This is a genomic window from Streptomyces sp. NPDC036984 (assembly GCF_055607665.1).
Map to the genome: position 1 here is coordinate 262,518 of NZ_JBVJRL010000007.1, position 14,102 is coordinate 276,619.

Annotated in this window: 11 protein-coding genes and 1 tRNA gene; 10 read left to right on the forward strand and 2 right to left on the reverse strand. The window is 69.9% G+C overall.

Going from position 1 to position 14,102, the window contains the following annotated elements; translation table 11 throughout:
- Positions 1–89: 89 nt before the first annotated feature.
- Entirely contained in the window at positions 90–2,816 is a 2,727-nt protein-coding gene (gene polA, locus ACZ7DL_RS16465) for a DNA polymerase I (RefSeq protein WP_470774844.1), read from the reverse strand.
- Between the two features lie 176 nt (positions 2,817–2,992).
- Between polA and ACZ7DL_RS16470 the strand changes: the two genes are divergently transcribed.
- The 9 genes from ACZ7DL_RS16470 (at position 2,993) to ACZ7DL_RS16510 (ending at position 13,083) form a co-directional block, all read left to right on the forward strand.
- Positions 2,993–5,308, forward strand: a complete 2,316-nt coding sequence (locus ACZ7DL_RS16470; RefSeq protein ID WP_470774845.1) for an FdhF/YdeP family oxidoreductase — start codon at positions 2,993–2,995, stop codon at positions 5,306–5,308.
- Between the two features lie 48 nt (positions 5,309–5,356).
- Complete coding sequence (locus ACZ7DL_RS16475) at positions 5,357–5,848, forward strand: hotdog fold thioesterase (protein WP_470774846.1); 492 nt, start codon at positions 5,357–5,359, stop codon at positions 5,846–5,848.
- 134 nt (positions 5,849–5,982) lie between these two features.
- On the forward strand, positions 5,983–6,408 hold the full coding sequence (locus ACZ7DL_RS16480) for a hypothetical protein (RefSeq protein ID WP_470774847.1): 426 nt from the start codon (positions 5,983–5,985) through the stop codon (positions 6,406–6,408).
- On the forward strand, positions 6,405–7,055 hold the full coding sequence (locus ACZ7DL_RS16485; RefSeq protein ID WP_470774848.1) for a Tat pathway signal sequence domain protein: 651 nt from the start codon (positions 6,405–6,407) through the stop codon (positions 7,053–7,055). The genes ACZ7DL_RS16480 and ACZ7DL_RS16485 overlap by 4 nt, the downstream gene beginning before the upstream one ends.
- A 290-nt stretch (positions 7,056–7,345) precedes the next feature.
- Positions 7,346–8,578 carry a branched-chain amino acid ABC transporter substrate-binding protein gene (locus ACZ7DL_RS16490; RefSeq protein ID WP_470774849.1) on the forward strand — a complete coding sequence of 411 codons (1,233 nt, stop codon included), beginning with the start codon at positions 7,346–7,348 and terminating at the stop codon, positions 8,576–8,578.
- A gap of 113 nt (positions 8,579–8,691) precedes the next feature.
- Positions 8,692–9,621 carry a branched-chain amino acid ABC transporter permease gene (locus tag ACZ7DL_RS16495; protein WP_470774850.1) on the forward strand — a complete coding sequence of 310 codons (930 nt, stop codon included), beginning with the start codon at positions 8,692–8,694 and terminating at the stop codon, positions 9,619–9,621.
- Between the two features lie 5 nt (positions 9,622–9,626).
- The gene (locus ACZ7DL_RS16500) at positions 9,627–11,453 is read left to right on the forward strand and encodes a branched-chain amino acid ABC transporter permease (RefSeq protein ID WP_470774851.1); all 1,827 of its coding nucleotides are present in this window, start codon (positions 9,627–9,629) and stop codon (positions 11,451–11,453) included.
- Between the two features lie 5 nt (positions 11,454–11,458).
- A complete protein-coding gene (locus ACZ7DL_RS16505; RefSeq protein ID WP_470774852.1) occupies positions 11,459–12,370 on the forward strand; it encodes an ABC transporter ATP-binding protein in 912 nt (303 codons plus the stop codon).
- Positions 12,367–13,083 carry an ABC transporter ATP-binding protein gene (locus ACZ7DL_RS16510; protein WP_470774853.1) on the forward strand — a complete coding sequence of 239 codons (717 nt, stop codon included), beginning with the start codon at positions 12,367–12,369 and terminating at the stop codon, positions 13,081–13,083. The genes ACZ7DL_RS16505 and ACZ7DL_RS16510 overlap by 4 nt, the downstream gene beginning before the upstream one ends.
- Positions 13,084–13,152: 69 nt before the next feature.
- On the opposite strand, the gene ACZ7DL_RS16515 is transcribed toward ACZ7DL_RS16510, so the two are convergent.
- Positions 13,153–13,809: an ANTAR domain-containing response regulator gene (locus tag ACZ7DL_RS16515; protein ID WP_470774854.1), complete on the reverse strand. Its 657-nt coding sequence runs from the start codon at positions 13,807–13,809 to the stop codon at positions 13,153–13,155.
- 102 nt (positions 13,810–13,911) lie between these two features.
- On the opposite strand from ACZ7DL_RS16515, the gene ACZ7DL_RS16520 reads away from it, so the two are divergent.
- Positions 13,912–13,984 (forward strand) — tRNA-Leu (locus ACZ7DL_RS16520).
- Positions 13,985–14,102: the final 118 nt, after the last annotated feature.

Consider the following 14,102-nt stretch of genomic DNA (forward strand, 5'->3'; position numbering starts at 1 on the left):
CCGTCGGCGGAGACGAGGCGCCGGGCCGGGCGGAAGGGGGCGTTGGGCTCGGGTCGGCCGCAGCGCCCCCTTCACCTGCCTGGCGCGGGCTAGTGGGCTGCCGATTCCCAGTCGGGGCCCACGCCCACCGAGACGTCCAGCGGGGCCCTCAGCTGTACGGCGCCCGCCATCTCGCGGCGGACGATCTCCTCCGCGGCCGCCCGCTCGCCGGGGGCGATCTCCAGGACGATTTCGTCGTGGACCTGGAGAAGCATGCGGGACTTGAGGTCGGCTTCCCGCAGCGCGCCGTCCACCTTGAGCATGGCGATCTTCACGATGTCCGCCGCCGTGCCCTGGATGGGCGCGTTCAGGGCCATGCGCTCGGCCGCCTCGCGGCGCTGGCGGTTGTCGCTGTTGAGGTCGGGGAGGTAGCGGCGGCGCCCGAACAGCGTCGCCGTGTAGCCCGTCGCCCGCGCCTCGTCGACCGCGCGGCGCAGATAGTCCCGGACCCCGCCGAAGCGCTCGAAGTAGGCGTCCATCAGGGCCCGGGCCTCGGCCGCCTCGATGTTGAGCTGCTGGGAGAGGCCGAACGCGGACAGGCCGTAGGCGAGGCCGTACGACATCGCCTTGATCTTGCGGCGCATCTCCGCGTCCACCGCGCCGGGCTCGACGCCGAACACCTGGGAGGCGGCCGTGGTGTGCAGGTCCTCGCCGGAGGTGAACGCCCGGATCAGGCCCTCGTCCTCGGAGAGGTGGGCCATCACGCGCAGTTCGATCTGGCTGTAGTCCGCGGTCATCAGGGACTCGAAGCCCTCGCCGACCACGAAGCCCCGGCGGATCGCCCGGCCCTCGTCCGTGCGGACCGGGATGTTCTGGAGGTTCGGGTCCGTGGACGACAGGCGTCCGGTGGCGGCCACCGTCTGGTTGAAGGTGGTGTGGATACGGCCGTCACCCGCGATGGTCTTGATCAGGCCCTCGACGGTGACCCGCAGCTTCGCCTGCTCGCGGTGCCGGAGCATGATCACCGGCAGTTCGTTGTCGGTCTGGGTGGCGAGCCAGGCCAGGGCGTCGGCGTCGGTGGTGTAGCCGGTCTTGGTCTTCTTCGTCTTCGGCAGGGCCAGCTCGCCGAAGAGGACCTCCTGGAGCTGCTTGGGCGAGCCCAGGTTGAACTCGCGGCCGGCCGCCGCGTGCGCCTCCTTCACGGCCTGCTGCACGGCGCCCGCGAACATCTGTTCCATCGCTTCGAGGTGCGGACGGTCGGCCGCGATGCCGTGCCGCTCCATGCGGGCGAGCAGCGCGGACGTGGGCAGCTCCATGTCCCGCAGCAGCTCGGCCGCGCCCACCTCCTGGAGGCGGCCCTCGAAGGCCGCGCCGAGGTCCAGGACGGCGCGGGCCTGGACCATCAGGGCCTCGGCCTCGGCACCGTCGTCCGCGCCGAAGGCCAGCTGGCCGTCGGCCGCTGCGGCCGGGGTCAGCTCGCGGTGCAGGTACTCCATCGACAGCGCGTCCAGGTCGAAGGAGCGGCGGCCGGGCTTGACCAGGTAGGCGGCGAGCGCGGTGTCCATGCGCACGCCCTCGACGCTCCAGCCGTGCTCGGCGAAGACGCGCATGGCGCCCTTGGCGTTGTGGAACACCTTGGGGCGGTCCGCGTCGGCCAGCCAGGCCGCGAACGCGTTCTCGTCGGCCTCGTCCAGCTCGGACGGGTCGAACCAGACCGCCGCTCCCCCGGCCGCGGCGAGGGCGACCTCGGCGACGGAGCCGGCACCCAGCGCCCAGGTGTCGACGGTGGCGACGCCCAGGGGCTCGGCGCCGTGCTCGGCGAGCCAGGGGGCCAGCTCGCCGGTGCGCAGGATCCGCCCGTCGATCTCCACGCCGTCGGCGGCGACGGGGGCGGCCTCCACCTCCTCCGTGCCCGGGTCGACGGCGAAGAGGCGCTCGCGCAGGGAGGGGTTGCGGATCTCCAGGGTGTCCAGGACCATCACGACGGCCTTGCGGTCGTACGGGGCCCGCTCCAGGTCGGTGACCGACTTCGGCAGCTCGACCTGGCGCTCCAGCTCGGTGAGGACGCGGTTGAGCTTGACCGCCTCCAGGTGGTCGCGGAGGTTCTGCCCGGCCTTGCCCTTGACCTCCTCGACCCGCTCGACCAACTCGGCGAACGAGCCGAACTGGTTGATCCACTTCGCGGCGGTCTTCTCGCCGACGCCGGGGATGCCGGGGAGGTTGTCGGACGGGTCGCCGCGCAGGGCCGCGAAGTCCGGGTACTGGGCGGGCGTCAGGCCGTACTTCTCGAAAACCTTCTCCGGGGTGAACCGGGTCAGCTCCGAGACGCCCTTGGTCGGGTAGAGCACCGTGATGTTCTCGGTGACCAGCTGGAAGGAGTCGCGGTCGCCGGTGACGATCAGCACCTCGAAGCCCGCGGCCTCGGCCTGGGTGGCGAGGGTGGCGATGACGTCGTCCGCCTCGAAGCCGTCGACGGCGAAGCGCGGTGCGTGCATCGCGTCGAGCAGCTCGCCGATCAGCTCGACCTGCCCCTTGAACTCGTCCGGGGTCTTGGAGCGGTTCGCCTTGTACTCGATGAACCGCTCCGAGCGCCAGGTCTTGCGGGAGACGTCGAAGGCCACCGCGAAGTGCGTGGGCGCCTCGTCACGCAGAGTGTTGGCCAGCATCGACGCGAAGCCGTAGATCGCGTTCGTCGGCTGGCCGGTCGCGGTCGTGAAGTTCTCCGCGGGCAGCGCGAAGAACGCGCGGTAGGCCAGCGAGTGCCCGTCCATGAGCATCAGCCGGGGACGGGTACCGCCGGGGGTCTTGTCGGTCTGCTTCGCTGCTGTCTCTGCCACGCACCCGATCCTGCCACGCCCCACTGACAGTCCGAGCCGCGCGCCTGCGGCGGGCGTGAGCCACGGCACAGCGGCCGAGAGCCGGCGGCCGGCGGGGAAGGGGGCGGTGCCCGTGTCGGTGGGGCGTGGGAGGATCGTCGGCGTACTTCTCACACGCAGCCGAAGGAGAGCGTGCGATGGCGACCAAGCCGCCCAAGGGTGATCCCGTTCAGGACGCGCCGCAGGTCGCGGAGCCGAAGCACGCGGCGGCGGGGCTGCCGGCCATCGGGCACACGCTGCGCATCGCCCAGCAGCAGATGGGTGTGCGGCGCACCGCGCTGACGCTGCTGCGCGTGAACCAGAAGGACGGCTTCGACTGCCCGGGCTGCGCCTGGCCGGAGCCGGAGCACCGGCACGCGGCGGAGTTCTGCGAGAACGGCGCCAAGGCGGTGGCCGAGGAGGCCACCCTGCGCCGGGTCACGCCCGAGTTCTTCGCCGCGCACTCGGTCGCGGACCTGTCCGGCCGCAGCGGGTACTGGCTGGGCCAGCAGGGCCGGCTCACCCACCCCATGTACCTCGCCGAGGGCGGCACGCACTACGAGCCGGTCTCCTGGGAGCGGGCCTTCGACATCATCGCCGAGGAGATCGCCGCCCTCGGTTCCCCGGACGAGGCCGTCTTCTACACCTCGGGCCGCACCAGCAACGAGGCCGCGTTCCTCTACCAGCTCTTCGCGCGCGAGCTGGGCACGAACAACCTGCCGGACTGCTCGAACATGTGCCACGAGTCGTCCGGCTCGGCGCTCAACGAGACCATCGGGATCGGCAAGGGCAGCGTCCTTCTGGAGGACCTGTACCAGGCCGATCTGATCATCGTCGCCGGCCAGAACCCGGGCACGAACCATCCGCGCATGCTCTCGGCGCTGGAGAAGGCCAAGGCGAACGGCGCGAAGATCATCAGCGTCAATCCGCTGCCCGAGGCGGGCCTGGAGCGCTTCAAGAACCCGCAGACCCCGCAGGGCCTCCTCAAGGGCGCCGCGCTCACCGATCTGTTCCTCCAGATCCGCATCGGCGGCGACCAGGCGCTCTTCCGGCTCCTCAACAAGCTGATCCTGGAGACGGACGGCGCGGTGGACGAGGAGTTCGTCCGCGAACACACCCATGGCTTCGAGGAGTTCGCCGAGGCGGCGCGCGCCGCCGACTGGGACGGGACACTGACCGCGACGGGCCTCACGCGCGCGGAGATCGAGCAGGCGCTGGGCATGGTTCTCGGCTCCCGGCGGACCATCGTCTGCTGGGCCATGGGGCTCACCCAGCACAAGCACGCGGTCCCGACCATCCGCGAGGTGGTCAACTTCCTGCTGCTGCGCGGCAACATCGGCCGCCCGGGCGCGGGTGTGTGCCCGGTGCGCGGGCACAGCAACGTCCAGGGCGACCGCACCATGGGCATCTTCGAGCGGCCCGCCCCGGCCTTCCTCGACGCCCTGGAGAAGGAGTTCGGCTTCGCTCCGCCGCGCGAGCACGGCTTCGACGTCGTACGGGCCATCCGCGCGCTGCGCGACGGCGAGGCGAAGGTCTTCTTCGCCATGGGCGGCAACTTCGTCTCCGCCTCGCCCGACACCGAGGTCACCGAGGCCGCGATGCGGCGGGCGCGGCTGACCGTGCACGTGTCGACGAAGCTGAACCGCTCGCACGTGGTCACCGGCGCGCGGGCGCTGATCCTGCCCACCCTGGGCCGGACGGAGCGCGATGTGCAGGCCGGCGGCGAGCAGTTCGTGACGGTCGAGGACTCCATGGGCATGGTGCACGCCTCGCGCGGGCGTCTGAAGCCCGCGAGCCCCCGGCTCAGGTCCGAGCCGGCCATCATCTGCGGCCTGGCGCGCCGGGTGCTCGGCGAGCGCAGCGTCGTGCCGTGGGAGGAGTTCGAGAAGGACTACGCGACGATCCGCGACCGTATCGCGCGCGTGATCCCCGGTTTCGAGGACTTCAACGCGCGCGTGACGGGTTCTTCCGGTCGCCCTGGCGGCTTTGCGCTGCCGCACGCCCCGCGCGACGAGCGCCGCTTCCCGACGGCCACGGGCAAGGCGAACTTCACGGCGGCGCCGGTGGAGTATCCGGAGCTGCCCGAGGGCCGGCTGCTGCTGCAGACCCTGCGCTCGCACGACCAGTACAACACCACGATCTACGGGCTGGACGACCGCTACCGGGGCATCACGGGCGGGCGCCGGGTGGTGCTGGTGCACCCGGAGGACGCGCGGGCGCTCGGGGTCGCCGAGGGGTCGTACGTCGACCTGGTGAGCGAGTGGCGGGACGGGGTGGAGCGGCGGGCGCCCGGCTTCCGGGTCGTGCTGTACCCGACGGCCCGGGGGTGTGCGGCGGCGTACTACCCCGAGACGAACGTGCTGGTGCCGCTGGACGCCACCGCCGACACCAGCAACACCCCGGCCAGCAAGTCCGTCGTCGTACGCCTCGAAACTCGTTCCGAGTCCCGTCTGGAACAATCGGCGACCGACTGAGCGTTTGCTCAGCCAGTGGAACACGTGGACGAAGAACGGAGCCGGGCCATGGGCGAGCAGCAGCGAGTGAAGTTCCCGCAGAAGGTCATCGACGAGTACGCGGCGCTCGGCGTGGACCTGCCCGCCCTGTTCTCGGCCGGGCACCTGGGCACGCGTATGGGTGTGCAGATCCTGGAGGCCTCGGCGGACAAGGTCGTCGGGACCATGCCGGTGGAGGGCAACACCCAGCCGTACGGCCTGCTGCACGGCGGCGCCTCCGCGGTGCTCGCCGAGACCCTGGGCTCGGTCGGCTCCATGCTGCACGGCGGCAGCTCGAAGATCGCGGTCGGCGTGGACCTGAACTGCACGCACCACCGGGGAGTCCGCTCGGGCCTGGTGACGGGCGTGGCCACGCCGGTGCACCGCGGCCGGTCGACGGCGACGTACGAGATCGTCATCAGCGACGAGGAGGGCAGGCGGGTCTGCACCGCCCGGCTGACCTGCCTGCTGCGCGAGGTGGGGCCGGGCGACGGGGCGCCCGCGGAGCCCGCGGGAAGCTGAACGGGGCTCCGCAGCGGGCGAGCCGCCAGAACCACTGATTCCGCTCGCCCGCCGAGCCGCGCCGAGTCCGCCGGAAGCCGGACCGCCCGCGCCGGAGCGTTGCCCCTCGCCGTCCCTCCCCTTAGCTTCGGCACATGGGACGGCGAGGAGGCCCCCGCCGGGGGGCGAGTTTCCTGATGCTCGGGGTGGCGCTGCCGGCGGCGCTGGCCGTGACGGCCTGCGACGGACCAGGCGGCTCCGCGCACTCCGCACACTCCGCCCCGGCCCCCGCCGCACCTCCCCCCACCTCTCCGTCGCCGCCCTCCCCCGCCGATCTCTGTACCGAGCTCGTCGTCTCCTGGTCGCGCGAGGTGCTCGACGGCGACACCTACGGTGACTACCAGTCGATGGGCCTGTCCCACGGGCAGTACGAGATCCTCAGGGATGTCGTGGCCGCGGGACGGGCCGCCAGGCGGCGTCAAGGGGAGTCCGCGGCACGGGAGTTGATCGGCCGTCAGGCGCGCCACGCGTGTGCCGAACGGTACCGCCACGGGACCCCGACCGAGGGGCCCTGGTCATGAGCGGGATCGGTCCGCCGGAGCCCGGTGAGGGCACGCACGCGTGGGACGACCGGCAGCCGGAAAGCCCGCGTTCGGGGAGTTGGCAACGCTCGGCCCCGGCCGCCTGGCACCGCCGCCACCGGCGGATGGCGTTCGCCCTGGCCGCCGCGACCGCCCTTGTGGGAGGCGGCGGCTATCTCTACGCCACCCGGCCGCAGCAGCCGCCACCGCACGCGGCCCGCGCGCACGCGATACGCCCGCCCGCCCAACCGCCGTATCCCGCCCAGGCGGTGGAGGTGACCTACCTGGACGAGCGGACCACTCCGGCGGACGCCCCGCCGCGCAGCTTCAGCTTCGCGGTCCTGGTGAGCGTGGCGTCGGGGCCGCCGGTCACCGTGACCCGGGTGACGCAGCCGTACGCAGGGCTGACGCTGACGACGGAACCGCGCGCTCCGTTCCGGACGAAGGCCGGTTCGGCCCGCAAGATCACGATAACGATGCACGTGGCGGATTGCGAAAAAGCCCCCAGGGACGCCGACCTCCCTTTCCTGGACGTAACTCTGCGTAATAAGCGCGCAATGCAGACGCAGAGCTTCATCCTGGGCCGGCGCTACGCGCAGGACCTCTCCCACGCCCTGGAAGTAGCTTGCAGCAACGGTTTTAGGTAATCACCAAAACGGCTGAGACGCCTGGAATGATCATGGCGAGTCCTGCGGGTTCTCAGAATGTGGACAGAGCGAATCCACCTGAATTCCTCCTTCTCCCCCACGGAGTACCGCTCTGCATTACGTCGTGTCATAACAAGAGAGTCACAGCCTTGGCCAGACACTCCTCCACGTTCCCCACACACGCCTAGAGTCACGGCCAGTCACCGCGCCTTGGGATTCACAAATTCAGCGCGGCGCGCGACTCGACCGCTTCCACGGGGAGGCGGTTGTGCCTGGGGAAAGGACTGATCGTGCGTCAACGTTCGCTTATCGCCATCACCGCCGCGCTGGCGGCGGGAGCGCTCACCCTCACCGCCTGCGGCTCGCGCGACAGCGGCGACAAGGGGTCGGACTCCGACAACGGCGGCACCACCGTCGTGATCGGCGTCGACGCCCCCCTGACCGGCGACCTGTCCGCCATGGGCCTCGGCATCAAGAACTCGGCCGACCTCGCCGCCAAGAAGGCCAACAAGACGAACTTCGTCAAGGGCGTCACCTTCAAGGTCGAGGCCGCCGACGACCAGGCCCAGCCCTCCGCCGGCCAGCAGAACGCCTCCAAGTTCGTCGGCGAGCAGGAGGTCATCGGCGTCGTCGGCCCGCTGAACTCCTCGGTCGCCGAGTCGATGCAGAAGGTCTTCGACGACGCCAAGCTGGTCCAGGTCTCTCCGGCCAACACGGGCCCGGCCCTGACCCAGGGCACGGACTGGCAGAACAAGAAGGTCCGCCCGTACAAGGCGTACTTCCGCACCGCGACCACGGACGCCATCCAGGGCCCGTTCGCCGCCCAGTACGTCTACAACGACGCCAAGAAGAAGAAGGTCTTCGTCATCGACGACAAGAAGACCTACGGCGCCGGCCTCGCCGCCACCTTCACCGAGGAGTTCAAGAAGCTCGGCGGCAAGGTGGTCGGCACCGAGCACATCAACCCCGACGCCAAGGACTTCTCCGCGGTCGCCACCAAGGTCAAGAACTCGGGTGCCCAGGTCGTCTACTACGGCGGCGAGTACCCGCAGGCCGGCCCGCTGAGCAAGCAGATCAAGGCCGCCGGTGCCAAGATCCCGCTGGTCGGCGGCGACGGCATCAAGGACGACACCTTCATGAAGCTGGCGGGTGCCGAGAGCACCGGTGACCTCGCCACCTCCGTCGGCGCCCCGGTCGAGGACCTCCCCTCCGCCAAGCAGTTCGTCGCCGACTACAAGGACGCCGGCTACAAGGAGGAGTACTCGGCCTACGGCGGTTACTCCTACGACTCCGCCTGGGCGATCATCGAGGCCGTGAAGAAGGTCGTCGACGACAACGGCGGCAAGCTGCCCTCCGACGCCCGCGCGAAGGTCACCGAGGCCATGCAGAACGTGTCCTTCGACGGTGTGACCGGCAAGGTCTCCTTCGACGAGTACGGCGACGCCACCAACAAGCAGCTCACCGTGTACGCCGTGAAGAACGGGGCCTGGGCGCCCGTCAAGTCCGGTACCTACACGGGCTGATCACGCCCGCACCCTCTCGATGAGCCGCGCGGGGCGCTGTTCCACTGGCGCCCCGCGCGGACTCGCATCCGGCCACATCCCTCGCACTTTCCGAACGTCTCGGAGGACATGCGGTGAACGAACTGCCGCAGCAGCTGGTCAACGGCCTGCTACTAGGATCCATGTACGGGCTGGTCGCCATCGGCTACACAATGGTCTACGGCATCGTCCAGCTCATCAACTTCGCCCACGGCGAGATTTTCATGACAGGAGCCTTCGGCGCGCTCACCGTCTGGCTCTGGCTACCCGGCGGCACCACCATGTGGATCGCACTGCCGCTGATGATCATAGGCGCCGTCATCGTCGCGGTCGCCATCGCCGTCGGAGCGGAACGGTTCGCCTACCGGCCCCTCCGCAACGCCCCGCGGCTCGCACCCCTGATCACCGCCATCGGCCTCTCCCTCGCTCTTCAGCAGGCCGTGTGGGCCTGGTACCCGGAGGCGAAGTCCGCGCGCACCTTCCCGCAGATCGAAGGCGGCCCCTTCGAGATCGGCAGCGTCACCATCCAGACCGGTGACATCTTCCTCGTCGTCGCGGCCCCGCTCAGCATGGCGGTCCTCGCCTACTTCGTGATGAAGACCCGCACCGGCCGCGGTATGCAGGCCACCGCGCAGGACCCGGACACCGCCAAGCTGATGGGCGTCAACACCGACCGCATCATCGTGATCGCGTTCGCCCTCGGCGCCGCGTTCGCCGCGGTCGGGGCCGTCGCCTACGGCCTCAAGTACGGCGAGATCAACTTCCGTATGGGCTTCATCCTCGGTCTGAAGGCGTTCACCGCGGCCGTCCTCGGCGGCATCGGCAACATCTACGGCGCCATGATCGGCGGCGTGGTCCTCGGCGTGGCCGAAACCCTGGCCACCGCTTACATCGCCGACATCCCGGGCATGGACAAGTTCGGCAGCCAGTCCTGGGCCGACGTCTGGGCCTTCGTACTCCTCATCCTCGTACTGCTGTTCAGGCCACAGGGCCTGCTCGGCGAGCGCGTCGCGGACAGGGCGTGAGACCGATGACCACACAGACCACCGCACCCGAGACTCCCAGCGCCCGCAAGGCCGACGCCCCGGCCGGTCTGCTGCCGCTGCCCGAGAACGCCGCCCGCGGCCTCGCCCTCGGCGGCAGCGTGCTGACCATCGTCTCCACGTTCCTCGCCTGGACCTGGACCGCCAAGTTCCCCGGCGATCTCACCGTCTACGGCTACCCGGGCGGCCTCCAGGTCCTCGTCCTCATCGGCGCGGCCCTCGCCGCCCTGTTCGCGCTGGCCGGCTACGGCCTCCGGGGCCTCGGCTGGCTGGTGCCCGCCGGTCCCCACGCCGCCCTGAAGTTCGCCACCCTGGCCACCTTCGCCACCAGCTGGTACACGGTCCTCGCGATCAGCACCGACCTCGGCGGACTCGTCAACCTCGAGCCTGGTGGCTTCCTGGTCGCCGTCAGCAGCCTCGCCGCCCTCGCCGGCGCGCTCTCCCTGCCCTTCCAGCGGCCCGAGCCCGACCCGATCGACCCGGACGACACCGGCTGGGAGAAGTTCAAGCACGGCGCCGCACACAAGTGGGAGACGACCAAGGCGGTCTTCGCCGGCGGTGCGCCCCGGCCTGTGGGCACCCTGCCGTCGTACGTCGAGATCCTGATCATCGTCGCGATCCTCGGGCTCGGCCTGACCGTCTTCACCTACGGCATCGGCACCGAGTACGACGAGCAGTTCATCGGCTTCCTGATCACCGCGGGCCTCGGCTTCGCCGCGCTCAACAAGGCCGGCCTGATCGCCCACGCCTCGCAGATCGCCTCCCGGCACACGAACATCACCATCTGCGGCGCCTTCATCGCGGCGGTGCTGTTCCCCTTCACCCAGACCAACGACCAGTACGCGACCCTCGGCGTCTACATCCTGATCTTCGCCACCGTCGCCCTCGGCCTGAACATCGTCGTCGGCCTCGCCGGCCTCCTCGACCTCGGTTACGTCGCCTTCCTCGGCGTCGGCGCCTACGCGGCGGCCCTGGTCTCCGGCTCCCCCAGCTCGCCGTTCGACGTGCACTTCCCCTTCTGGGCCGCGGTCCTGGTCGGTGCCGCCGCCTCGCTGGTCTTCGGCGTGCTGATCGGCGCCCCGACGCTGCGGCTGCGCGGCGACTACCTCGCCATCGTCACCCTCGGCTTCGGTGAGATCTTCCGCATCACGGCGAACAACCTCGACGGCACCTCCGGACCCGACCTCACCAACGGCTCCAACGGTGTCTCCTCGATCCCGAACCTCGACGTCCTCGGCTTCGACTTCGGCGCCCAGCACGACGTCGGCGGCTTCACCATCGGCCGGTTCGCCAATTACTTCTTCCTCATGCTGCTCATCACCGCGGTCGTGGTGCTGGTCTTCCGGCGCAGCGGCAACTCCCGTATCGGACGCGCCTGGGTGGCCATCCGCGAGGACGAGACCGCCGCGCTCGCCATGGGCATCAACGGCTTCCGGGTCAAGCTGATCGCCTTCGCCGTCGGCGCCTCGCTCGCCGGTCTCGCGGGCACGGTCCAGGCCCACGTCACCTACACGGTGACGCCCGAGCAGTACCTGTTCGCCGGCCCCATCCCGCCCAACTCCGCCTTCCTGCTCGCCGCGGTCGTCCTCGGCGGCATGGGCACCATCAGCGGCCCGCTGATCGGCGCGGCCCTGCTCTTCCTGATCCCGAACAAGCTCCAGTTCCTGGGCAACTACCAGCTCTTCGCCTTCGGCCTCGCGCTCATCCTGCTGATGCGGTTCCGCCCCGAGGGCCTCATCCCCAACCGGCGCCGCCAGCTCGAGTTCCACGAAGAGGCCGAAGCGCCGACCCTCCTGACGAAGGCGGGGGCCTGACCACCATGACGACCGACACCACCACGAAGGACACCGCTTCCGGCGCCACCGCGCCCGGCGAGACCGTCCTGGACGCCCGCGGCGTGACCATGCGCTTCGGCGGCCTCACCGCCGTCCGCGGCGTCGACCTCACCGTCAACGCCGGCGAGATCGTCGGCCTGATCGGCCCCAACGGCGCCGGCAAGACGACCTTCTTCAACTGCCTGACCGGCCTGTACGTCCCCACCGAGGGCGAGGTCCGGTACAAGGGCAACGTCCTGCCGCCCAAGTCCTTCAAGGTCACCGCGGCCGGCATCGCGCGCACCTTCCAGAACATCCGGCTGTTCGCCAACATGACGGTCCTGGAGAACGTGCTCGTCGGCCGGCACACCCGCACCAAGGAGGGCTTCTGGTCGGCGGTGCTGCGCGGCCCCGGCTTCCACAAGGCCGAGAAGGCCTCCCGGGACCGGGCCATGGAGCTGCTCGCGTTCGTGGGCCTGGAGCACAAGGCCGAGCACCTCGCCCGCAACCTGCCCTACGGCGAGCAGCGCAAGCTGGAGATCGCGCGCGCCCTGGCCAGCGAGCCCGGCCTGCTGCTGCTCGACGAGCCGACGGCCGGCATGAACCCGCAGGAGACCCGGACCACCGAGGAACTGGTCTTCGCCATCCGGGACATGGGCATCGCCGTCCTCGTCATCGAGCACGACATGCGCTTCATCTTCAACCTGTGCGACCGCGTGGCCGTGCTCGTACAGGGCGAGAAGCTGATCGAGGGCGACAGCGCGACCGTCCAGGGCGACGAGCGCGTGGTCGCGGCCTACCTCGGCGAGCCCTTCGAGGACGCGCCCGGCGCCGAGGAGGTGGCCGAGGTGGAGGCCGCCGAGGCACACGCCGAGATCACGACGGACGCCGCGCCCGGCAAGGAGAACGACCGATGACCGCACTGCTCGAAGTCGAGGACCTGAGGGTCGCCTACGGCAAGATCGAGGCCGTCAAGGGCATCTCCTTCAAGGTCGACGCCGGCCAGGTGGTCACGCTCATCGGCACCAACGGCGCCGGCAAGACCACCACCCTGCGCACGCTGTCCGGCCTGCTGAAGCCGGTCGGCGGACAGATCAAATTCAACGGCAGGTCGCTGAAGAAGATCCCGGCCCACCAGGTGGTCTCGCTGGGCCTCGCCCACTCCCCCGAGGGGCGGCACATCTTCCCGCGCATGAGCATCGAGGACAACCTGCGCCTCGGCGCGTTCCTGCGCAACGACAAGCCGGGCATCGAGAAGGACATCCAGCGCGCCTACGACCTCTTCCCGATCCTCGGGGAGCGCCGGAAGCAGGCCGCGGGCACCCTCTCGGGCGGTGAGCAGCAGATGCTGGCGATGGGCAGGGCGCTGATGTCCCAGCCGAAGCTGCTGATGCTGGACGAGCCGTCGATGGGTCTGTCGCCGATCATGATGCAGAAGATCATGGCGACGATCGCCGAGCTGAAGTCGCAGGGCACCACGATCCTGCTGGTCGAGCAGAACGCCCAGGCGGCGCTCTCCCTCGCCGACCAGGGTCATGTGATGGAGGTCGGCAACATCGTCCTGTCCGGCACGGGCCAGGACCTGCTGCACGACGAGTCGGTCCGCAAGGCCTATCTGGGCGAGGACTGACCGTTCGCTGCACGACGAGGCCCGCGCCCCTCTTCTCCGGGGGCGCGGGCCTCGTCGTAGCCGGGTTGTTCAGCCCTTCTTCGCGGCCTTCTTCTCCTCGTTGTCCGCGATGACCGCCTCGGCGACCTGCTGCATCGACATGCGGCGGTCCATGGAGGTCTTCTGGATCCAGCGGAAGGCGGCCGGCTCGGTCAGGCCGTACTCGGACTGGAGGACGGACTTCGCACGGTCGACCAGCTTGCGGGTCTCCAGCCGCTGGGTGAGGTCGGCGACCTCCTTCTCCAGCTGCTTCAGCTCGGTGAACCGGGAGACGGCCATCTCGATCGCCGGGACGACGTCGCTCTTGCTGAAGGGCTTCACCAGGTACGCCATGGCACCGGCGTCCCGGGCGCGCTCGACGAGGTCGCGCTGCGAGAACGCGGTGAGCATCAGGACCGGGGCGATGGACTCCTCGGCGATCTTCTCGGCCGCGGAGATACCGTCCAGCTTGGGCATCTTCACATCGAGGATGACCAGGTCCGGCTTGTGCTCGCGGGCCAGCTCGACGGCCTGCTCACCGTCCCCGGCCTCGCCGACGACGGTGTACCCCTCCTCCTCCAGCATCTCTTTCAGGTCCAGCCGGATCAGGGCCTCGTCCTCGGCGATGACGACTCGGGTCGTCAGCGGAGGCACGTGCGACTTGTCCTCGTCTGGCACGTCTACGGGCTGGGGCGACTCGGCGGTCACGGGGGCTCCTCGTTCAGGGCAGGGGTACTGCTGACAAGAGCCTACCTAGCTACGGTAAGGTGGGGTCACGGCGGGTGCCCGTCGACCTTGCTTTTCAAGGGAGCCCCGGTAGCCCAGCGGTAGAGGCAATGGTCTCAAACACCATCCAGCGTCGGTTCGAATCCGACCCGGGGTACTTTTCCTAAGAAACGAAGGTTCCCTTAAAAAGCGGACGTTCACGTTCTCGTGAACATCCGCTTTTTCTGCGTGTCGCTGCGATCGGCCTCGCAGGGTTTTCACATGTACGACCTCGG

Bases quoted from the DNA above. Each gene is read 5' to 3' on its own strand.
- ACZ7DL_RS16470 (WP_470774845.1), top strand. From the start codon at position 2,993: ATGGCGACCAAGCCGCCCAAGGGTGATCCCGTTCAGGACGCGCCGCAG.
- ACZ7DL_RS16475 (WP_470774846.1), top strand. From the start codon at position 5,357: ATGGGCGAGCAGCAGCGAGTGAAGTTCCCGCAGAAGGTCATCGACGAG.
- ACZ7DL_RS16480 (WP_470774847.1), top strand. From the start codon at position 5,983: ATGGGACGGCGAGGAGGCCCCCGCCGGGGGGCGAGTTTCCTGATGCTC.
- ACZ7DL_RS16485 (WP_470774848.1), top strand. From the start codon at position 6,405: ATGAGCGGGATCGGTCCGCCGGAGCCCGGTGAGGGCACGCACGCGTGG.
- ACZ7DL_RS16500 (WP_470774851.1), top strand. From the start codon at position 9,627: ATGACCACACAGACCACCGCACCCGAGACTCCCAGCGCCCGCAAGGCC.
- ACZ7DL_RS16505 (WP_470774852.1), top strand. From the start codon at position 11,459: ATGACGACCGACACCACCACGAAGGACACCGCTTCCGGCGCCACCGCG.
- ACZ7DL_RS16510 (WP_470774853.1), top strand. From the start codon at position 12,367: ATGACCGCACTGCTCGAAGTCGAGGACCTGAGGGTCGCCTACGGCAAG.